At 58.2% G+C, this 20,565-nt stretch carries 17 protein-coding genes and 1 pseudogene; 10 read left to right on the top strand and 8 right to left on the bottom strand.

The window, feature by feature from the left end; translation table 11 throughout:
• Positions 1–23: 23 nt before the first annotated feature.
• From LPW13_RS10215 to LPW13_RS10205, 3 genes are read left to right on the top strand one after another with little or no spacing between them, the layout of a single operon-like run.
• Positions 24–1,886, top strand: coding sequence for an RHS repeat domain-containing protein (locus tag LPW13_RS10215; protein ID WP_230435131.1), 1,863 nt, complete (start codon positions 24–26; stop codon positions 1,884–1,886).
• An 18-nt stretch (positions 1,887–1,904) separates the two neighbouring features.
• Positions 1,905–4,511 (top strand): RHS repeat-associated core domain-containing protein, encoded by a 2,607-nt coding sequence (locus LPW13_RS10210; protein ID WP_230435129.1) that lies wholly within the window; start codon positions 1,905–1,907, stop codon positions 4,509–4,511.
• A gap of 30 nt (positions 4,512–4,541) precedes the next feature.
• Positions 4,542–4,817 (top strand): hypothetical protein, encoded by a 276-nt coding sequence (locus LPW13_RS10205; protein WP_230435127.1) that lies wholly within the window; start codon positions 4,542–4,544, stop codon positions 4,815–4,817.
• An 88-nt stretch (positions 4,818–4,905) separates the two neighbouring features.
• On the opposite strand, the gene LPW13_RS10200 is transcribed toward LPW13_RS10205, so the two are convergent.
• A complete protein-coding gene (locus tag LPW13_RS10200) occupies positions 4,906–5,187 on the bottom strand; it encodes a helix-turn-helix transcriptional regulator (RefSeq protein WP_230435125.1) in 282 nt (93 codons plus the stop codon).
• A 97-nt stretch (positions 5,188–5,284) separates the two neighbouring features.
• Between LPW13_RS10200 and LPW13_RS10195 the strand changes: the two genes are divergently transcribed.
• Both LPW13_RS10195 and LPW13_RS10190 read left to right on the top strand, forming a co-directional pair.
• On the top strand, positions 5,285–5,476 hold the full coding sequence (locus LPW13_RS10195) for a hypothetical protein (RefSeq protein WP_230435124.1): 192 nt from the start codon (positions 5,285–5,287) through the stop codon (positions 5,474–5,476).
• 1 nt (position 5,477) lies between these two features.
• Positions 5,478–6,110, top strand: coding sequence for a hypothetical protein (locus LPW13_RS10190; RefSeq protein WP_230435123.1), 633 nt, complete (start codon positions 5,478–5,480; stop codon positions 6,108–6,110).
• 299 nt (positions 6,111–6,409) lie between these two features.
• Here LPW13_RS10190 and LPW13_RS10185 read toward each other — a convergent pair.
• Positions 6,410–6,774, bottom strand: a pseudogene (locus LPW13_RS10185) (transposase); the annotation flags it as partial.
• A 637-nt stretch (positions 6,775–7,411) separates the two neighbouring features.
• Between LPW13_RS10185 and LPW13_RS10180 the strand changes: the two are divergent.
• On the top strand, positions 7,412–7,822 hold the full coding sequence (locus tag LPW13_RS10180; RefSeq protein ID WP_230435121.1) for a hypothetical protein: 411 nt from the start codon (positions 7,412–7,414) through the stop codon (positions 7,820–7,822).
• Between the two features lie 126 nt (positions 7,823–7,948).
• Here the strand turns inward: LPW13_RS10180 and LPW13_RS10175 are convergent, their stop codons facing one another.
• Entirely contained in the window at positions 7,949–9,607 is a 1,659-nt protein-coding gene (locus LPW13_RS10175; RefSeq protein ID WP_230435120.1) for an acyl-CoA dehydrogenase family protein, read from the bottom strand.
• 378 nt (positions 9,608–9,985) lie between these two features.
• Between LPW13_RS10175 and LPW13_RS10170 the strand changes: the two genes are divergently transcribed.
• Complete coding sequence (locus LPW13_RS10170; protein WP_230435118.1) at positions 9,986–11,017, top strand: glycoside hydrolase family 18 protein; 1,032 nt, start codon at positions 9,986–9,988, stop codon at positions 11,015–11,017.
• Between the two features lie 59 nt (positions 11,018–11,076).
• Here the strand turns inward: LPW13_RS10170 and holA are convergent, their stop codons facing one another.
• The 3 genes from holA to leuS form a co-directional block, all read right to left on the bottom strand.
• Positions 11,077–12,081, bottom strand: a complete 1,005-nt coding sequence (gene holA, locus LPW13_RS10165; RefSeq protein WP_230435116.1) for a DNA polymerase III subunit delta — start codon at positions 12,079–12,081, stop codon at positions 11,077–11,079.
• A 24-nt stretch (positions 12,082–12,105) separates the two neighbouring features.
• Complete coding sequence (locus LPW13_RS10160) at positions 12,106–12,624, bottom strand: LPS-assembly lipoprotein LptE (protein WP_230435114.1); 519 nt, start codon at positions 12,622–12,624, stop codon at positions 12,106–12,108.
• A 223-nt stretch (positions 12,625–12,847) separates the two neighbouring features.
• Entirely contained in the window at positions 12,848–15,445 is a 2,598-nt protein-coding gene (gene leuS, locus LPW13_RS10155; protein WP_230435112.1) for a leucine--tRNA ligase, read from the bottom strand.
• A gap of 123 nt (positions 15,446–15,568) precedes the next feature.
• On the opposite strand from leuS, the gene LPW13_RS10150 reads away from it, so the two are divergent.
• From LPW13_RS10150 to LPW13_RS10140, 3 genes are all read left to right on the top strand, one after another.
• On the top strand, positions 15,569–16,048 hold the full coding sequence (locus LPW13_RS10150; RefSeq protein ID WP_230435110.1) for a zinc ribbon-containing protein: 480 nt from the start codon (positions 15,569–15,571) through the stop codon (positions 16,046–16,048).
• Positions 16,049–16,127: 79 nt separating this feature from the next.
• Positions 16,128–16,910, top strand: coding sequence for a YdcF family protein (locus LPW13_RS10145; RefSeq protein WP_230435108.1), 783 nt, complete (start codon positions 16,128–16,130; stop codon positions 16,908–16,910).
• 367 nt (positions 16,911–17,277) lie between these two features.
• Positions 17,278–17,679, top strand: coding sequence for a hypothetical protein (locus LPW13_RS10140; protein WP_230435106.1), 402 nt, complete (start codon positions 17,278–17,280; stop codon positions 17,677–17,679).
• Positions 17,680–17,708: 29 nt separating this feature from the next.
• On the opposite strand, the gene LPW13_RS10135 is transcribed toward LPW13_RS10140, so the two are convergent.
• On the bottom strand, positions 17,709–18,644 hold the full coding sequence (locus LPW13_RS10135; protein WP_230435104.1) for a TIGR01777 family oxidoreductase: 936 nt from the start codon (positions 18,642–18,644) through the stop codon (positions 17,709–17,711).
• A gap of 296 nt (positions 18,645–18,940) precedes the next feature.
• Positions 18,941–20,545, bottom strand: coding sequence for an apolipoprotein N-acyltransferase (gene lnt, locus LPW13_RS10130; protein ID WP_230435102.1), 1,605 nt, complete (start codon positions 20,543–20,545; stop codon positions 18,941–18,943).
• Positions 20,546–20,565 lie beyond the last annotated feature (20 nt).

Genomic DNA, 20,565 nt, shown 5'->3' with positions numbered 1-20,565 from the left:
TCGGTTGGGTGTTGGTGGTGCTCGTGGCGGTTTCCGCCGCGGCGCAAGCGGTGGACATCGAGCGACCCAAAGTACAGATCGTCGACGAGTTCGGGGTCAATATGGTTACGGGGCAGGTCACACACGGCCTCGACACCGTGAGCATTGGTGGCGCGATGGGATTGAGTCATCGGATTTCCGTGTATGCGAACGACTTTGCCTTTCTCAATTATCGCGGCTTCAGCGATAACTTGCGGGCACAAACGCGCTACGTGAACTTGTCCCAGGAGGCGACCTATTCCCCGAAGGCTGTATTGCGTGTGAGTGACTTCGTGGACTCTGCGGACTTCAGAGTCGAGGTCAACGGCGCGCGTGTAGAGCAGTTCCATAGCACACCGCCCCCATACACCTATATCGCAGTCGGCGACGAGCGGCACACGCTGGTGAGTAATGGCGCGCTGCTCGAGTGGACCAAGCCCGACGGGACCATTGTGAAGTTCACGCGCGCGGCCAATGCGGCGGCAGGCGCAACCGGCCTGCTGAGTGAAATCATTCGTCCGAACGGGTTTACGATCACGGTCACGCCTGGCGGTATGGGTATCCAGTCCAACACGGGATTTCAGCTCAAGAGCATCTACGCCCAGGATAGCCGCCCGATGGATAAGCCAGACAACCCGGATCTCATCGGTGTGCCGACAGCGCTTACGTCCGCGGCATCGGGCTGGTCGTCTGCCAACCCCAAGCAGGTCAAGGCGATCAACAATGCGGTGGAATTCTGCGCGCCGACAGCGCAGGACTGCAGCTTGACCAACCCCTGGCCCACCGCAACCTTCGATTGGCCCGCCGGGATGCCCAGAACGATGTTCATTGGCGAAAGCACAGTGAAAGTGACGGATGCACAAGGCGGTATCACCAAGTATCGTTTCAGCGCCTACGACCTGGCATACAGCGAGTCGGGCGTGGTGGAACCGTACGTGCCGGGTACGGAGTTTTCGCCACGACTGGTAGGGATAACGCCCGCGGGAAGTAACAGCGAACACTTCACCTACGACTTCAAGAATATCTTTACATTTAACGACAGCATCATTGGCTCCTGGGTGCATCGAGCGCGGACCGCCGGGGTCGTTACCAAGGCGACGAGCCTTGATAGGCCTAGCGGCTACTCCATGTTGCAGAACTACATGGGGAGTGCCACCGTCAACAACGGCGGCGGGGGAGTGACTAACGTCGTCTTGAGCAGCGTTCAAGGCAACCCGGACGCCATCAGTTTCGCAAACACCGAAGATGGCCAAATCAACTTTGCGCCTTCAGCGAGGAATTGGCCCATCGACTTCTACAAATTGTCCGGTCCTCCGGAACGGTACGAGTACACGCGCGGCAACCTGACGAAGGTGAAGTATCTCATCGACGGCGTCTACCGTACGCACCGGGAAGCGAAGTATCCGGACAACTGTACGAGTACCACGCGCAAGACTTGCAACAAGCCCGTGTGGATTCGTGATGCTAACGGCAACACGACAGATTACACGTATCACCCCGAGTCGGGTCAGGTTGCCACCATCACCTATCCCCCGAACAAGCACGGCATCAGGGCGCAGACACGCTACGAATACACGTCGCTGCGAGCTCAATACTTCAACAGTGGCAGCAGCAAGATCAGCGGTACGCCGATCTGGATGAAGACGGCGGAAAAGTACTGTATCAACAGCAGTTCTGCCGGTAATGGCTGCGTTGGCGGAGACGAAGTGATAACGCGCTTCGAGTACGATCACGACAATCTGTTGCTGACCGGCGTGACGGTCTCGGAGCCGGGCGGCCCGACGCTGCGAACCTGTTACCAGTACGACATCTACGGTAACCAGATCGGCGTGACAAAACCGAAAGCCGGATTGAGCCAGTGTAACTAACGCCGCAGGGAAAGCCCCATGAAAATAAGAACGAATACCATGCATCGCTCTATTTGCCTGCTGCTTGCCGGACTGTGGGCCATCGCAGCTAATGCGGCGCAAGTGGAGCTGCCGTACACCGCCGTCAGCCGCTACAGCCCCGGAGGGCAGCTTCTCGGCACCATCGCGCCCGATCCGGATGGCGCTGGTCCGCTGCACTACGCTGCCACGCGCTACACCTACGGCACGAGCGGTACGACGAAGAGACTGCTGCTTAAGGTGGAAAGTGGCGAACTCAGCACATGGCTGGATGAGACGGTCGCACCCGCGTCCTGGCCGGGGTTCTCCGTCTTTATCACCACGCAGTACACCTACGATACATACGGCCGCAAGGTCACCGAGCGGGTGATCGGCAAGAATGGGCAGGCCGAATCGCTGACTCAATTCAGTTACGACACTTGGAATCGGGTGGAGTGCAAGGCTGTACGCATGAACCCGGCCAGCTATGACTTGCTCCCCGCGAGTGCCTGCACGCTGGGCGCGGAAGGCAGCTATGGGCCGGACCGGATCCATCGCTACACTTACGACACGCTGGATCAAGTGCTCACCGAAGAGCGTGCGGTGGGAACGGCGCTGCAACAAACCTACGTCACCAATACCTATGACCACCGACTGCTGACCTCGCAGACCGATGCCAACGGCAACCGCACTGAACTGCGTTACGACGGCTACGCGCGTCTCCAGCGTCGCGTGTATCCCTCGCCGGTCACCGCGGGCGCGGTCAACGAGAGCGACTATAACGAGTATGGGTACGATGACAACGGCAATCTCACTCACGAGCGCAAGCGTAACGGCGCCTCGATCACGAATACCTACGATAACAATAATCGGCTGACCTTCAAGGATCTCTCCGACAATACCTACTCCCCGGACATCAGTTACGACTACGACCTGCGCGGGTTGACGCTATCCATGCGCTTCGGCAGCGATGCGGGGCAGGGGATCACCAATGTTTTCGACGGCTTCGGCCGACTCATGTCCGCCACGACCAGCGTTGGTGGCACCACCCGCACACTGAGCTACCGGTACGATGCGAACGGCAACCGCACGCGCGTGACGCATCCCGACGGTTGGTTCTTTGAGTACGGCTTCGATGGCCTCGACCGCCTCGCCAGCCTGGGCGAGTCCACATCCACCTCCCCGAGCGCCAGTGCCGCCACGATGTTGTCGTTCGACTACCACCGCGGCGGCGGGCGCTGGCATATCTTGCGTATCGGTGGTGCCACAACAACGTACCTGCAGGACAATGTCGAGCGACTGGAAAGTTTCACGCAGGATTTCTCGGGCAGCACCAACGATCTCACCAATGCGTTCACCTACAATCCGGCGAGCCAAGTCACGTCACTCACGCGCAGCAACGATCTGTACGAGATGCCCGGAGAGGCGAACCGGACGGGCACCTATGTTCCGAATGGATTGAACCAGTACACGGACATCGCCGGGCAGACGATCGCTTATGACACAAACGGCAATCTGACCAGCGATGGCTCGGTCACCTACACCTACGACATGGAGAACCGGCTTGTAGCCGCGAGCGGTACGGTCGATGGTCAGAGTGTCAGCGCGAGCTTCACCTGGGATCCACTCGGTCGACTGCATCTGGTCACGATCAACGGTGACACCCGCCGCTTCCTGTATGATGGCGATGCGCTGGTCGGGGAATACAGCGGCTCGACCCTAACCCGAAGATACGTGCATGGGGATCAGGTCGACGAACCACTGGTGCAGTACGACAGCGCGAGCATTGGCGCAAGCTATCGTCGTTACCTACACGCTGACCACCAAGGCAGCATCATCGCGCAGAGCAGCAACACGGGAGGTGTGCTGCTCAGGAATGCGTATGACCCGTACGGTATTCCGGCAGCAAACAATGACGGAAGATTTGGCTACACCGGGCAAGCGTGGCTCAAGGAGCTTGGGCTGTATCACTACAAGGCACGGATGTATCATCCGAAGCTTGGGAGGTTTTTGCAGACTGATCCGGTTGGGTATGAGGATCAGATGAATCTTTATGCTTATGTGCATAATGATCCGTTAAACCTCGTAGATCCGACTGGGCAGTTTGCATGTGGCGGAATTTGTATCGCATTGGTGGTCGCGGCCGTATCAGCTTCGGTCTCAGTAGGCACGGACGTGGCTGTTTCTAAAATGACTAATACGCCTCTTAACGGGGCGGACGTTGCTCGTAACGCTACGGTGGCGGCGGCGGTCTCTCCAATAAAGGGGCTCAAAGCAACAGGAGCGGGAGTGATTGCAGCCACTTCGGAAGTAGCCGGAGGTATCGCAAAAGGAGATAGCGCTTCCGAAATTGCCAATAGCGCGACGGCTGCTGGATTAGGAGCAGCAGCAGGTACCGCCCTTGGGAATACGAAGGCTGGTCAGATGGTCGCAGATAAAATCGGAGACGCATTAGGGAATGCTGCTAAAAACGTAGGTGGAGACAGCGGTGGAAACACTGGCTTCGCGGTGGGACAGGCTACAGGCTCTGCGCTGGAGGGAGCCGCAACATCCGCTCCCGTTACTGAAGCTGTTAAAGCTGTAGAGGTTAAACCAGCCACCTGTCTACCCGCAAATCCACACTGTTAACTCGGTCTTTCAGGTCCTCGGGGCAAATACATGGTTAACCTTTTATCTAAAGTATGCAGACTGTATTTACATTTGGCCGCAGGGATATTTGTTGTAGTCGCGGGTGTGTTGACAGTGTTAACGATCTACGCATTTGTCGTAAATAATCTATCGGGCAGTGAATTTAATACAGCCATATTGTTAGAAAGATTAAAAATACTTGCTGCACTCACCATTACTCTTCCACTCGTAATACTTCTTGTTATCGGTTTTTTTCGCGGAGTCTTCAAATTATTAGGAGTTGAAGCCAATGAAGAAGATAAATAGCAGGGGGCGTGGGTCAGGTCTTTGGTTTTGAACCCAGCAAAAAATTACCAAAGCCCCGGCAGAGTGATCTGCCGGGGCTTTGTCGTGATCAAGCGGACTGCTGCTTGATCAGCGCCTCCAACACCTCCGAAATAACCTTCTGCCGGCTTCTCGGCATAAGACTGATTTGCTCGATCTGACGTTGCAGGGCGGGTGCGCGCCCCCGCTTGGCGGGCATCTTCTCCATCCCCAGCAGTTGCTCCAGGGACACCGAAAACAAGGTGACCAGCGTTGGCAGCATGGAGACCGGAATCTTCCGGTTGCCGGCCTCATAGGCGGCGACCAACTGTTGGGAAATCCCCAGTACCTCGGCCAGTTCGGCCTGTGTCATCCCCTGTTCTTTAGTTGTTAATGAGCTCGGCGACCAAGTGGCCGGGCGGCGCGTGACGTTCAGAACCAGTGATGGCACAAGAACTGTCCCGGATATCGTGACGAAAGAAAAAGGAATTGTTGAAGTAAAATCCGGCAACGGCCAACTTACCCAAGGACAGAAGAAGCTTTTTGATGATGTGAAGGCGGGACGTGAAGTTACGCCGGTGGGTGAAAATGCAAGAAAGGCCGGTTTAACTCCTGGAGAACCTATCAGGATGACAAGCTGTAAACTGGAGCGGAGATGCTAACGTGGCGCAGACTCAGATGAATAATCGGTGTGACCGTGTTTTCAAGCAGGAGGTGTTGAGAAAATGCTACGAAGCGTTGATGGCTGTAGGGTTTACCCGCTATCGCAAGGAGGCTGTCGACTGGCCGCTTGAAGATGGTTTTCATTGCTGGGTGGGGCTCAACGAGGCTCTTTACGATGAATACTTTGAAATCAACCCGTTTGTCGGCATTCATGTAGTTCCCCTTGAGAAGCTTTGGAGTGTTCTGAAAGAACGAAAATACGATCGCGGTGTAGCAACTTACGCCCTTCACATGGGGCTACTGTCACCACATGAACCGGTCTTTCACTTCACCCGCCAAACTGACATTGAGGCCGAAGCCGAGCGGCTGGCGAAGCTCTATCTCGATGTAGGCTTGTCCTACGCCAAATCTATTGCAAGCTATGAAGCCTTGCTGCCGTTGTTACAAGACCGTGTTGATATGCTCGGAGCATATCCTGAACGGGTGGCAAGCTGTCTTTATCTGATGGGGCGTCGGGAAGAAGCCCGCCAGTTCACAGAAGATTTTTTAGAGAAGGAACGAAATTACTTTGAGAGATTTGCTGTTCCATTCCTGGAAAAACTGGCCACTGAGGAGGCGGGCAGGACTCGCTAAATCCCAGGCTCATCCGTTTTAGTAAAGTAAAAGGGGCATAGGGGTCGCGTCTTGACATTACGGGGTCCGGGGTCAGGTCTTTAGTTTTGGATCAAGCAAAAATTATCAAAGCCCCGGCAGGACAGCTTGCCGGGGCTTTGTCGCTTAATAGAATCGATAGGGTTGGACTTCAACAAAACCGCCTGAGTGATGCGGTGGGGTCAAGTCTTGACATTACACGTTACTCACGAGCAGCAACGATCTGTACGAGATGCCCGGAGAGGTGAGCCGGACGGGCACCTATGTTCCGAATGGATTGAACCAGTCATGTCAGCGATGTGGGTGTGGATGTCCTGGTAACTGTTACCCAGAGCGAACAGGGCAATGACCTTGCGCTCCAGTTCATCGGTAAGATGCGTCTGGTGCTTGTTGACGATCTGCGGTTCAAAGGTGCCAGTTAGATCACGTGGTGTGTCCAGCTTGAAGCGCCCCGCAGCGATCTTCATGGTTTTGGAGGTGCGGCCGTTCTTGCGGTTGGGCTAATCCTCGCTGGCGAGCTGCTCCGCCTGTATAGTGGCTTCTGTGAGCTGTTTGATCAGGGGAGGATGCCATCTTTACCGCTGAGGTCTTTGCCCTCGCTCAGTGCTTTGATGGTGGCGTCCGTGTCGAAAGTGGGCTTGGTCATAGGTCATCTCTTTTTTGCTAATGGTAAAAAAATGACACAGAATTCTGAACACTGCCGGACGTTTGCTCTTACCGGGCTCCCCGTTGACTTCAAAGGCGCGCCGGGCGTTGTGCTTGGAATCAGGCTTTCCAACAACGCCTTGGCAATCTTCCGTTCCTCCTCGTCAAACTGGCCCAGAGCCTCGACTGATCAGCACTGGATGCACGCCGTACGTTTACGCAATCTCGTTGTTCGCCTTGACACCGCGTACCGTCTCCAGATCCACTTTAGCCTTGAATTCGGGCTTGTGTGTCTTGCGCTTTCTTGTTTTACTCACTGCTATCATCCTCCATGGATGACAGCCTAAACTACTGAGTGCGGGCTGTCTCAGATCTGGGCTCCACTATAGCCGGCAAAGCGGTGGCGAAAACCAAAGAGAACAAGTCGAAGTCATAACGTCGAGTGAGTAAACAGCCGGACACTGTGAAGGCGGGCTGAAATAAAAACCCGCCGTCATTTGGTGGTGTACTGTTTGTGCTATTACTTTTCGCTTGACAATAGCTGTCACAATACTGGTATTGTTTCCGAAATGTGTTGTTCTCATTCGCATGAGGTGTTTTGCGCCAATTCAGGACATGGAAACCTTTAGGGAAGCTCTATGGAGCAGTGGAAGGCAGTCATGAACGCCGCCAATCGTGCCTATCAGGAAGGGCAGGAGAGCGAGGCGGAAAAACTTTATCAATCAGCGTGCCAGCTCGCGATCCCATTGCTTGGTGAATGGGAAGATCATGAAGCCGCGGTGGCAATGCTGTCGGTGAGCAACCAGAATCTGGCGGATCTGTATTTTCGCCAGAGCCGGTATGACGAAGCGCTGGTGGTTTACGGCGGGTTACTGCGTCAGCTTACAGAACTCAGCCAGCAGGAAAACGACAATAGCCGGCTCGCCCATTTCGCCGAATGCGCGTTGCAGAAAGCGGGCACAGAGCTCTCCCAGGAAGTCCGCCGGCGCGAACTGGCACTGCCGGAAAGTAATCCGGACCTGGATCAGATCCGCGCCTTGATCTCCTGAGTCTTTAGCTAGTGTGGTGGTGTGCGGTAGTAGTGTGCAGAGAGGCGCGTGCCGGGCAAACCGGCACTATTTCTGATTGGGTGAGCGGTGCCCGGTCAGTGTCGAGATTCTTATTTTGTTTGTGTGTCAGCCAACGAGTGGATTGCCGCGTTCGATAATGGTTTTTACATCCACGCCGAGAGGCAGGGTTCCGGTATTGCCAACGCCTTGAGTGCCGAGTCGCGAGGCTATAAAGCCTTCCGCCACCGCGCTGCTGTCACCTTGCATCAGCAGGTTCGCCTGCATCGTCAATGCCAGTTGGTCCACAATATGACGGGCACGGTATTCGACCTGATCCATGTCGGAAAGCTGACTTTTGAGGTGGGTCAGGGCCCGATCGTAACGCAGGTCGTTGCCCTTGCTTTGGTGCAATACGTCGTACCAGTTGGTGAGAACGTCCGGTGTTTTTGTCAGTGCGCGTAGTACATCTAAGGCCTGGATATTGCCGGAGCCTTCCCAGATGGCGTTGATGGGGGCATCGCGATAGAGGCGGGCGGTAATAAAGTTTTCGATCACGCCGTTGCCGCCCAGGCACTCCATCGCCTCATAGGCGTGGTGCGGTGTGCGCTTGCAGATCCAGTATTTCCCCACCGCGGTACCGAGGCGCATCAACAGTTTCTGTTGCGCGTTGTCGAGGTTGTCCATGGCCTGGGCCATGCGCAGTGTCATGGCAACGGAACCCTCGACCTCCAGTTGCAGGTCCGCGAGCACATTCTGCATCAGCGGCTGGTCAATCAGGGTTTTGCCGAACGCGCTGCGCTGACTGGCGTGGTAGATGGCCTGCAGCGCGGCCTGTCGCTGACCGCCGGAGGAGCCGATCATGCAGTCGAAGCGGGTGGCAGAGACCATCTCGATGATTGCGGGCACGCCGCGCCCCTCTTCACCCACTAGCCAGCCGAGAGCGCCGCGCATTTCGATTTCAGACGATGCGTTGGAGACATTGCCAGCTTTGTTTTTCAGCCGTTGTACCTGAACCGGGTTCTTGGTGCCATCCGGCCGCCAGCGCGGTACCAGAAAGCAACTCAGTCCGGCGTCGGTCTGTGCCAGCATCAGGAAGGCGTCGCACATAGGTGCCGAGGTAAACCACTTGTGACCGACAATCTCGTAGGCGCCGTCACCGATGGGCGTGGCGGTGGTGGTATTGGCGCGGACGTCGGAACCGCCCTGTTTCTCGGTCATACCCATACCGATGGTGAGGGCACTTTTTTCTGTGTGCGGGCGGTTGCTGGGGGCGTATCCCCGTTGGGTTATTTTCGGCAGCCAATCTTTTGCCAACGAAGGTGTCAGCTTGATGGAGGGCACCGAGGCAAAAGTCATGGTTACCGGGCAGCCGTGGCCTGCTTCCAGCTGGGAGTGAAGGTAGTATTTGGCGGCGCGGACCACATGGGCACCGGACTTGGGATCGGTCCACGGCGCGGAGTGCAAACCCTCGCTCAGGGCCAGTTGCATCAGCTGGTGATACGCCGGGTGGTAATTGACCTGATCTATCCGGTTGCCCACGCGATCGTGCGGCTCGAACTCCGGTTTGTAGTGATTGGCCTGGAAACCGCGCTCGATCCACTCCGGGCGACCGCAGACTTCACCGTAGCGCTGCAGGTCGTCTTCCCCCCAGTGTCCGCCGTTGCGCTGCACAGCCTCGCGCAGTGCGGTATCTCCGGCATAGAGATTGTGGCCCTGTAGGGGACTGGGTTGATTGATGACCGTATGTGTACTGGCCAGCGCGGACGGGGATTGGTCTTTGCTCATGGATTGACTCTCGCTCTTCTCTCTTAGACCCGCAGACGGATACCGTTACCTGGCCCAAGGTTAGTCACCCGGGCCCGGGTTCGCCGTTTATCCTACGCCCTTATCCGGGAAGGCACTTGTCTTTAGGTGTCGGCAGTGTTGTCTGCTCGCGCCAAAATGCGTAGTGCACTGGATTCACGCGCAACTCCTTGAAGAATTGACAGCGTTGTCACTCTGGGCTTGTTGACGATAGTATTCAGCATCTGATCTGAACATAAAAAAGGGAACGTCATGTTGCGTTATTTGGTGTATTTCTGGGGTGCGTGTTTGGGATTGAGTCTTCTATTGAGCGCTGGGCCCGCGTTGGCAGGGGAAGGGGAAACGAAGCCGGCGGCGCCAGTGAGCCCGGACTCGCTGGCTGTGATGGGGTACTACACCGGAGATGGCCGGGGTCTGGAGCGGTACGATTTCAATAAACTGACTCACCTGATCTACAGCTTTGTATATCTGGATGGCAATAAAGTCGGTTTTCGCGATGAGGCCGCAATAGAAGATTACCGGCGACTTCTGGCGCTTAAAACGCGTTATCCGCACCTCAAGATTATGCTGGCGCTCGGCGGCTGGGGCGGTTGTGAGCCCTGTTCGGATGTCTTCTCATCCGCTGAAAACCGCCAGACTTTTGCCCGTTCTGTGAAAACGGTATTGAACGAAGTCGGCGGAGACGGATTGGATCTGGATTGGGAGTATCCCGCAATCGAGGGGCATCCCGGGCATCCGTACAAGCCGGAAGACCGGGAAAACTTTACCGCGCTGGTACGGGCACTGCGCAATACGCTGGGGCAGGATTATCTGATTACCGTCGCCGCCGGTGGTTTCGATGAGTTCCTGGAAAAATCTCTCGACTGGAAAGCCATCGCCCCTTTGATCAATAGTGTCAATCTGATGAGCTACGACCTGGTAAATGGGTTCAGTACGGTGACCGGTCACCACACGCCGCTGTATTCCACCGCCGAGCAAAAGCAGTCCACGGACAATGCGGTGCGGTTTTTGCTGGATGCCGGCTTTCCGGCAAACAAGATCGTGATTGGCGCGGCTTTCTATTCCCGGGTGTGGGAGGAGGTGGAAAAAACCGGGAATGGCCGTTTCCAAACCGGCAAGCATGTACCGGGTTTACGTTATTCCCAGCTGGCGACAGAGTATCGTCCGGAGAATGGTTACCAGCTGTTGTGGGATCAAAAGGCGGCAGCGGCCTACGCCTACAATGCGGAAAAGCAGCGCTATGCCACATTCGATACGCCGCGCTCGGTTACGCTGAAAACCCGCTATGTCAAAGAGCTTGGGCTCGGCGGCATTATGTTCTGGGAATTACCCGGTGACAGTGATGACGGTGCCATGGTGAACGCGATTTACACAGAAAAAATGGCTCGGTGAGCTTTTAAACTGGATGCGGTAAAACCGGTATCGCGATGCGAAACGTGGCGGTGCCGGTTTCAAATACTGCGCTTGCCCGACAGGTTGAGGGTCAACTCCAGCAGGCCAGCCCAGGGATCCATTTCCCGCCCGCCCTTGATGGCGTTATCCACGGCGCGGGCGCGCAGCAGAAAACTTTCCAGGTGGCTCGGATGCAGGCGCTGGCAGGCGGCCTGCACCAATGGTTGGCGCTTCTGGATGCGCACCAGGCGATTGAGGGGCTGGCCCTCGTCGAGTTTTTTCTGGATTTCGAGCAGGCTGCGGATTTCCCGGGCAATGGCCCAGAGCACGACGGGCGCTTCCACGCCTTCCGCGCGCAGTCCCTGCAGGGTTCTGACCGCGCCGGCGGCGTCCGCGGCCAGCGCCTTGTCGATCAGGCCGAATACATCGTAACGGGCGGAGCTGGCCACGGCGTTGCTCATGGTTTCGGCGGTGATGACGCTGTCATTGGCCAGCAGTTTGAGTTTTTCAATTTCCTGACTGGCGGCCAGCAGGTTGCCTTCCACCCGTTCGGCGAGGATCTGGATGGCTTCCGGCTCGGCATTGAGCCCGTTGGCGCGCAGGCGCTGGTGAATCCAGCGCGGCATTTCCGAGGCGTCCACCGGCCAGATCTGTACCAGTACACCTCTGGACTCCAATGCTTTGACCCACTTGCTGTTGAGCTGGGAGCGGTCGAGTCTGGGTAACACCAGTAGCAGCAGGGTTTCGTCGCTGGCGTTGTTGGCGAATTCCTGCAGGGCCTTGCTGCCTTTGTCGCCTGGTTTGCCGCCGGGCAGGCGCAGTTCAATAATTTTCTTATCCGCGAACAGGGACATGCTGCCGGCGGCGGAGAGCAATTGCCCCCAGTCGAAGTTGTTTTCGCCATGGAGCAATTCCCGTTCGTTGAATCCCAGTTTGCGCGCGGCTTCGCGGATGTTGTCGCAGCACTCCTGAACCAGCAGGGGCTCGTCCCCGGTTACAACGTAGAGGGGGTAGAGGCCCTGTCGGAGGTTTTGTGCCAGCTGGCGCGGGTTGATACGAGGCATATCAGGGGCTCAGGGCGAAGTGGTTCAAGGGGTGACGGTGCCGTCGGTGACCGGGGCACTGATGTCGATCCGGCGTAGGCGGTCAATGATGCGGCTGATCAGTTCGCGGCGCATTTCTTCCCGCTGCAGGCGCTCCTCTTCACCTTTACTGACGACTTCGTCGTCGTCCCATTCGAGGGTCCGGTAGACGTCGGCTTTGGCTTCGGTGAGCAGGTCGCGGCCGGTGTTGTCGCGCACGCTGTATTCGGCGCTGGTGATGAGTTCGTATTCGGAGGCGCGGCCGCGGGCGTCGACGGAGACGGTACGCTTTTGTTCGGTCTCACTGTGGATGGTGAGGACGTAGTCGGCTTCCGTGGGGGCTTCGGCCAGGGGTAGGCCGCTGGTCTGAAGCAGGCTGGTGATGGTTTCCGCAATATCGCTTCTGGGGTCTTCGGTGGCGATAAAGAGTTTGCTGCCCGGCGGGAAGTTTTTCGGTGCGCCGCGGAGGTGCCAGCCACAGGCTGTGATGGTTACGGCCAGGATTATTGTGATTGTGCGGAGCATTTTGGTTTTCATCTTGGTTCGTTTTTTTGCTGATGCTATGGCGGCCGGGCACCGGGGGACAGTTTTCAGGACCGAGCTAGGCGCCCCCCTGAGAACCCATCCCTGGGCGCTGCGGCGCAAACATCCTGTTTGCGACGCTCCTGAAAACTGTCCCCCGGCACCCGGCCTTCGCGTCTGGCTCTTGTGCTTCGTAAGCGAAGCGCATCCACCATTTCTCGGCTATTTAATTGGCAACGATATTGACCAACTTGCCGGGTACCACGATCACCTTACGCACGGTTTTACCATCGGTAAACTTCTGTACGTTTTCGTCTTCCAGCGCCAGTTTTTCCAGTGTCTCTTTGTCGGCATCCGCGGGCACTTCCAGCTTCGCGCGCAGCTTGCCGTTGACCTGAATCACCAGGGTGATACTGGAGCGCACCAGGGCTTTTTCATCGACTTGCGGCCACGGGGCGTCGACCAGTTCGTCGCTGTTGCCGAGGGCTTTCCACAGCGCGTGGCTGATGTGCGGGGTCACCGGGGACAGCAGCAGTACGGCGGCCTGCAGGGCTTCGCGCTCTACTGCGAGCCCGTTGGTGGAATCTCTTTCGGCGATCTTACCCACTTCATTCAACAGCTCCATCACCGCGGCGACGGCGGTGTTGAAGGTCTGGCGGCGGCCGTAGTCGTCGCTGACTTTCTGGATGGTTTCGTGAGTCTTGCGGCGCAGCTGTTGTTGCTTGTCACTCAGGTTGTCGACGTCAATCTGAGCACTGCCATCACCGGCTTCTACGTGGCCGTGAACGGTTTTCCACAGTTTGCGCAGGAAGCGGCTGGCGCCTTCAACGCCGGAGTCGTGCCATTCGAGGGTCTGCTCGGGGGGCGCGGCGAACATGGTGAACAGGCGCACGGTGTCGGCACCGTATTCCTGTACTGCGGCGTGGGGGTCGATGCCGTTGTTCTTGGACTTGGACATTTTGACCACGCCGCCGGCAACCACTTCTTCACCGGTGGCGCGCTCGATGGCCTTGATCGGTTTGCCTTTGTCGTCGCGCTCTACGTCGACCGCAGTCGGCGCGATCCAGGTTTTGTGGCCGTTGTCTTCTTTGTAGAAGGATTCGGCCAGCACCATGCCTTGGCACAGGAGACGTTTGAAAGGCTCGTCGCTCTTCACCAGGCCTTCGTCGCGCATCAGTTTGTGGAAGAAGCGCGCGTACAACAGGTGCAGGATGGCGTGTTCGATGCCGCCCACATACTGGTCCACCGGCAGCCAGTAGTTGGCGCGCTCCGGGTCGAGCATGCCTTCCTCAAAGTCCGGGCAGGTGTAGCGGGCGTAGTACCAGCTGGACTCCATAAAGGTGTCGAAGGTGTCGGTTTCGCGCTCTACCGCTTCGCCGTTGTATTCGTCTTTGCGCCACTGGGGGTCGGCCTTGATCGGCGAAGTGACGCCGTCCAGCGCCACGTCTTCCGGCAGCAGGATCGGCAGTTTTTCAGCCGGTACCGGGATTTCGCTGCCGTCTGCGAGGTTGAACATGGGGATGGGCGCACCCCAATAGCGCTGGCGGGAGACACCCCAGTCGCGCAGGCGGTAATTGGTGGTGACGCGGCCTTTGCCGGCGGCCTCTAAACCGTCGGCGATGGCGTTGAAGGCGGCATCGAAGTCGAGGCCGTCAAAGCCGCCGGAATTGACCAGCACGCCTTTCTCTACAAAGGCTTCTTTGTCCAGGTCGATGGCTTCGTCACCAGTGGGCGCGACTACCTGCTGGATGGGCAGGTCATATTTTTTGGCAAATTCCCAGTCGCGCTGGTCGTGGGCGGGCACCGCCATTACCGCACCACTGCCGTAATCCATCAGCACATAGTTGGCGACCCAAACCGGGACTTCTTCGCCGGTGAGCGGGTGGACAGCCTTAAGCCCGGTGTCCATGCCTTTCTTGTCCATGGTGGCCATATCGGCCTCGGACATGGACTGCTTTTTGCACTCGGCAATAAACGCTTTCAGTTCCGGATTGCTCTCGGCCAGCTCCAGAGCGATCGGGTGCTCTGCGGCCAGGGACACGTAAGTCACTCCCATCAAGGTGTCCGGGCGGGTGGTGTAGACGTCGAAGTGGTCCACACCGGCAATGGTCTTCGGCAGCGCGAACGCCAACTCTACGCCCTTGCTCTTGCCGATCCAGTTGCGCTGCATGGTGCGTACCTGTTCCGGCCAGTCCGGCAGCTTGTCCAGGTCTTTGAGCAGCTCTTCGGCGTAGTCGGTGATCTTGATAAACCACTGGGCCAGCTCGCGGCGTTCTACGGTGGTGCCACAGCGCCAGCAGGCACCGTCTTCCACCTGCTCGTTGGCTAGCACGGTGGCGTCGTGGGGGCACCAGTTCACCGCGGAGTTCTTTTTGTATACCAGGCCTTTCTTGTAAAGGCGGGTGAAGAACCACTGCTCCCAGCGGTAATAGGACGGCTGGCAGGTGGCCAGCTCGCGGGACCAGTCAAATCCGAAGCCGAGGGCTTTCAGCTGCCCCTTCATGTAATCGATATTGGAATAGGTCCACTTGGCCGGTGCGGTCTTGTTCTGGATCGCGGCGTTTTCCGCCGGCAAGCCGAAAGCATCCCAGCCCATGGGGTGCAGCACGTTCTTGCCCTGCATACGCTGGTAGCGGGAGATCACGTCGGTGATGGTGTAGTTGCGCACGTGCCCCATATGCAGCTTGCCGCTGGGGTAGGGGAACATGGATAGGCAGTAGAACTTGTCCTTGGCGGGGTCTTCCTTTACCTCGAAGCTTTTCCGCTCGGCCCAGTGTTCCTGGGCGGCGGCTTCGACTGCGGAGGGGTTGTACTGCTCTTCCATCTGTGGGGAACCTATACTCTGTGACTCGATCTATTGGGACATTCCGACCGGAACCCGTTCTTGCGGCTCTGCCAACCGCCTGCGCGGTTCTGTCGGAAAACGGCGAATTATAGGAGGGATAGGGTGAGTAAGAAACCTAAACAGGCCGGGAAGGTCGCGAATCCCGAACTTCCGGATGAAGATGGCAAGCTCTCAACCGAGGCGCGCCGGGATCTGGAGCGGCTGGTAGAGGGGGAGTTGGCGGTGGAGGATTTAACCGCCAATCGGGCTGCGTTCCTGAAAGCCTGGCTGAAAGATGACCTGCACCGGGCTGAAGATTACTTCGATGAGCTTGAGTACGAGCTGCGGGTTCTGGAAGAACGTACCGGCGACTGGCTGCTGAATGCTGCCGATCCCACCAAAACTGCGTGGCCGGCACTGATGCGCTGTATCCGCCGCGGAGAGCCATGGGCGCTGGCGGGGGAGACCGTGACGCGGGGGGAAGAGCTGCAGTGCCTGGGTTGTGGCTATCGCGCCTTGCCCGAAACTGGGGCCCAGATTACGCCCTGCCATCGTTGTGGCTACGGCTGCTTTCGCCAGATCAGCGGTGGTCTGACCGAATAGCTCCGAGCCGAATGACTGCTGCCGCCTCACCGCGTCAGAAGTGGGGCTTACAATAACTTTTTAATGCTGCAAGCCGCTTATGGAACTGCAAACCGCTCTCACGACGCTCGTAACCCCACCCATGGCACCACTCGTCGGGCTGGTGCTGGCACTGGTGTTCTGGTTTTTCCCCGCCTCCAGCCCTTTCGCAAAACTGTCTCTGCCGCTGGCTATGTTCTGCGTCCTCTCCCTGTGGGCCTGCGCAACACCCGTATTCTCCGGCTGGCTGGGTCGGCAGTTGGCGGAACAGCAGCGGCCGGCACCGGATGTAGAGCCCGGTGCTCTGGTGATTCTCGGTGGGGGGCGCAACCGGGATGGGGAAACCGGTAACGAGCGCCTGTCCGCTGCAACGCTCGAGCGTGTGCACTGGGGAGCGGCCAAAGCACCCGAGGATCTGCCGATTCTGGTATCGGGCGGCCGAATCTATGAGCAGGAGCAGGCCTCGGAAGCCCGCATGATGGCGGAAGCGCTGGAGAATTTATATCAGCGCCCGGTAAGTTGGCGCGAGAATTGCAGTCGTTCAACGGCGGAAAATGCCTCCAATTCGGCGGCACTTCTCCACGACGCCGGGGTCGAAGGCGTACTGTTGGTGACGCACTGGTGGCATATGCCCCGGGCTGCCGAGAGCTTCGCGCGCGCCGGTCTGCAGGTGATTCCGCTGCCCGTGGGCAGCCCGGGAGAGCTGGTTCCCCGCGGTGAAGCCGGCTTGCTGCGTTGGTTGCCCAGTGCCTCGGCCCTGTTGCGCACCCAGGTATACATCCGGGAGCTACTGGCAGATCAGTGGTATCGATGGCGCCCCCTTCCCACGGTACGCCACTGTTGAGCGTTTGTGGGAATGTCAGGTGAGAGTCTGGCGGTGAACAGGCCTGCGTGACGGTGGGTTGACCGAAGTGAACCAACCGTCCGCGCCTGGCGGTTGCCGCCGGAGAGTGAGAAAACTAGACTGTGCGCCGAACCGGTTACTTATGTAACTGTTTCGGCCGCTGAAGGCATTGGTGTACAGGCGGATCTGCAGATCTGCCGTTGCGCCGAGGTGTTGTTAAACAGGATGTATGAAGCGGCCAAAATAGTAGAAGCAGTCTACAACCGGCACTTTCCGTCGAGTTGCCGCAAGAACGGCAGCCGCGCGGCGGGACCCTGGAATGTCCCCCTGAAATAACAACATAACAATAAAGCGAGGTACTGTTCCAATGACGGGTATTCCTACTTCCCTGTCTCCATTGCAGTTGCACAACCGTCTCAATCGACCGGTGTGGATCGGCTTCAAGCTGACGCGCCGCGGTAAGCGGCAACTGGTTCTACTGTCCTCCGGTAGTGAAGGCGGTGCACAGTTCAGTAAGAATTTTGCCACCTTTGTGGGGCAGATCGTGCGGGAGTTTGAGCTGGATCCGGAACAGACGGATTTTGTGGAACTTCGCCAACCCAAAGCCTCCGAACAGCAGATAGAAAGTGATACTGGTCACGCCTGGTACCGCTGGCATGCGCAGTGGGTGGGGTCGGCGCCGATGGAGTGCCAAGCGGACCCCGTGACCTCCGAGACCGCTCTTAGTTATCTTGAACAGATTCTCTCGGACGATAACGCGGCCGCCTGATTACTATCTAGTATCACTAGCTAGTACCACTAGCGGCTTTTGGGATGGGCGCGGCTCGCAGCGCGGTCGTTACTGCCACGCCCCAGTAGATCAGACAGCGCGCTTTCCAGCGTAGGAAACTCAAAGCTGTAGCCGCTATCCAGGGCTACGCGCGGCTCCATTTTCTGGCTCGCCAGCAGCAGCTCTTCGGCCATTTCTCCGAACATGAGCTTGAGCGCCCACGCCGGGGTGCGTATCAGGCAGGGGCGATGGAGTTGTCTTGCCAGCAGGCGGGAGAAGCTGTTGTTGGTGACTGCTTCGGGAGCGCAGGCGTTGAAAGGGGTGCAAAGCCGGTGATCAATGGCGTGCAGCAGCAGGCCGACGATATCCTCCTCATGAATCCAGCTCATCCAGTGCTCGCCGCTGCTCATGGGGCCGCCGAGCCCGAGCCGAAATGGTGGCAGCATTTGCTTGAGCGCCCCGCCGCGGGTGGAAAGCACAATCGCCGTGCGTGTGATCCCCACACAGATACCGGCGTCCTGAAGCGGCTGGGTTGCCGCTTCCCAGTCTTTGCACAGGTTCGCCGCAAAGCCGCCACCCGGGCCACTGCTTTCCTTCAATAGATCGCCGCCGCGGTCCCCGTAGTAGCCCACCGCCGATCCCGACAGCACATACCGCGGCGGCTCTTTGAGGTCCAGTATCCAGCGCACCAGCGCTTGGGTGAGCTCGAGTCTGGAGTGGCGGATTTCCCGCTTGTTTTTTCTGGTCCAGCGCTTGGAGATGGTCTCGCCCGCCAGGTTGACCACAACATCCACCGGGCCCTCAACTTGCCGTAAATCTTTCACGCCAGTGGCGGACTCGCCGCACAGGCGGCGTACCTTTTCCGGGTTGCGACTGAGAACTGTCAGGGTATGGCCGCGCGCAAGCCAGCGGGCGCAAAATAATTGGCCTATCAGTCCCGTGCCGCCAGTAATTAAACAGTGCATAAATCGGGCGTCCGTGCCGCACATCCATGGAATGCGCTTCGGGTTTTCATTCTGTTGCGCACCGGCGTATTCCTGTACTCCCGATGCCTGGACGGCGAATAGACGGAAGCAACAAGGTGTGCCCCCGTGTTTCACCGGCTGAATATCTCAGCATAATAGCAGCCGTATGCCGCGTTGCCGGGCTTTCACGCAGTGTAGGTGAAAGCAGACGGCAGCGGGGTGTAAACAGTGCCCCCGGGAGGGGGCAGGTAGGAACGAGCCCGATAAGGGGCGGGGGTCCGAGGGCGGGCCGTACGTCAGTCCGCAGTGTCGCCGCTAAACTCGGGCTCGGGGTAGGCTGACGGCTTTCGCTGCCATATCCAGGCGGATAACAGCATGACAATGGCGAGGGCGAGAATCCCCCACACGCCGTAATGCATGAACGGTGTGAAACCAGTGCGGCCCTGTACTTCACCGGTCAGTGTGGCCTGCTCGAACTGGGGCAATTGCTGCAGGATCCGGCCATCGGGCGCCACAATGGCGGTAACCCCCGTGTTGGTGCCCCGTACAAGGTAGCGCTGGGTTTCCAGTGCGCGCATCTGCGCCATCTGCATATGTTGCAGGGGGCCGATAGAGCGACCGAACCAGGCGTCGTTACTGAGGGTCAGCAGTACGTCCGCCGCGCCAGCACTGCTGGCCACCAGTTGGGGGTAGACGATTTCGTAACAGATCAACGGGGCCCAGGACAGCGCGCCGGCGCGCAGCGGCTGCTGGCCCTCCGGGCCCGGACGGATGAAAGACGTCGGCAGGTTGAAGAATTCGATGGTGCCGCGGATCCAGTCCTCCAGCGGGACATACTCGCCAAACGGCACCAGGTGGCGCTTGTGGTAGACCTGTTGTTCGTGGCCGAATACGGCGGCGGAATTGTGGATGATACGCCGCTGATCCTGCTCCGTATCATAGAGAACGCCAGTGATCAGATCGGTATCGGTTTCCTCGGCGTTGCGTTGCAGTGCTTCCATCAGGTTGGGGGCCTGGTGGTACAACAGCGGTAGTGCCGCTTCCGGCCAGATGATCACGTCCACATCCTGCTTGTGCAGTGCTTCGGTGGCGGTGTGGTAGCGGCGAATCGTCTCACCGCGGAATTCCGGTAGCCACTTTTTCTCCTGGGGAACATTGGCCTGAACTAACCCGAGCCGCGCGACGTCATCTTCCGGTGTTGTCCATTGGGTCTCTTTCAGTGCCAGCCCCACAGGCCAGGGGATCAGCGCCGTCGCAATCAGTGCGACACTTGCCGGTGCGTGCAGCGGTGTCAGTGCGCCGCGCAGGGCGAGGGCGATGACCGCAGCGGTAAACGCCAGTAAGATGCCAATACCGTATACGCTGCCCAGTGGCGCCCAGCCTGCGAGCCAGGTCTCGAGGTGCCCGTAGCCGGCGAACAGCCACGGAAAGCCGGTAAACACCCACGTTCGGCACCACTCGCTGATAAACCAGAGTGCCGCGAAAGCGAGGGCGAAGCTCAGCGGACGGGCGCGGAAACGGCCGATGGCCGCAAAGGGCAGCGCAAACAGCAACCCCATGATGGTGACAAAAGCGCCGGTGAGGACGACGCCCAGAAACGGCGAAGAATTACCGAAATCCGTAATCGATACGTACACCCAGGAGCCACCGGTGACGAACAGGCCAAACCCGTAACAGAATGCGATCCATAAACCGCGCCGTGCGGTGAAGCGGGTGTTTGCGTCGTCGTTGCGAAAGCTGCCCGGGGCCAGCAGCCAGGCAAAAATCGTGATCGATAGTAGGCTGCACCACCAGTAATTGAATGGTGCCAGGGAAAGCGTCAGCAGGCCGCCGGCAACGGCGCCGATCACTGAAGCGGTAAGGCGGGGAGATTTGATCAGGGCGGTCAGCAGTCTGGACATAGATTCGGGCTGCCAGCTAT

It is taken from the genome of Microbulbifer celer, from assembly GCF_020991125.1.
GTDB lineage: Bacteria > Pseudomonadota > Gammaproteobacteria > Pseudomonadales > Cellvibrionaceae > Microbulbifer > Microbulbifer celer.
The sequence above is the reverse complement of the archived record's forward strand: the minus strand, read 5'-3'. Positions and strand labels throughout refer to the sequence as shown.

Coding starts and splice junctions, on each gene's coding strand:
- LPW13_RS10200 (WP_230435125.1), bottom strand. CDS start 5,187: ATGACACAGGCCGAACTGGCCGAGGTACTGGGGATTTCCCAACAGTTG.
- LPW13_RS10210 (WP_230435129.1), top strand. CDS start 1,905: ATGAAAATAAGAACGAATACCATGCATCGCTCTATTTGCCTGCTGCTT.
- LPW13_RS10205 (WP_230435127.1), top strand. CDS start 4,542: ATGGTTAACCTTTTATCTAAAGTATGCAGACTGTATTTACATTTGGCC.
- LPW13_RS10140 (WP_230435106.1), top strand. CDS start 17,278: ATGACGGGTATTCCTACTTCCCTGTCTCCATTGCAGTTGCACAACCGT.
- LPW13_RS10175 (WP_230435120.1), bottom strand. CDS start 9,607: ATGAGCAAAGACCAATCCCCGTCCGCGCTGGCCAGTACACATACGGTC.
- LPW13_RS10135 (WP_230435104.1), bottom strand. CDS start 18,644: ATGCACTGTTTAATTACTGGCGGCACGGGACTGATAGGCCAATTATTT.
- LPW13_RS10180 (WP_230435121.1), top strand. CDS start 7,412: ATGGAGCAGTGGAAGGCAGTCATGAACGCCGCCAATCGTGCCTATCAG.
- LPW13_RS10160 (WP_230435114.1), bottom strand. CDS start 12,624: ATGCTCCGCACAATCACAATAATCCTGGCCGTAACCATCACAGCCTGT.
- leuS (WP_230435112.1), bottom strand. CDS start 15,445: ATGGAAGAGCAGTACAACCCCTCCGCAGTCGAAGCCGCCGCCCAGGAA.
- LPW13_RS10145 (WP_230435108.1), top strand. CDS start 16,128: ATGGAACTGCAAACCGCTCTCACGACGCTCGTAACCCCACCCATGGCA.
- holA (WP_230435116.1), bottom strand. CDS start 12,081: ATGCCTCGTATCAACCCGCGCCAGCTGGCACAAAACCTCCGACAGGGC.
- lnt (WP_230435102.1), bottom strand. CDS start 20,545: ATGTCCAGACTGCTGACCGCCCTGATCAAATCTCCCCGCCTTACCGCT.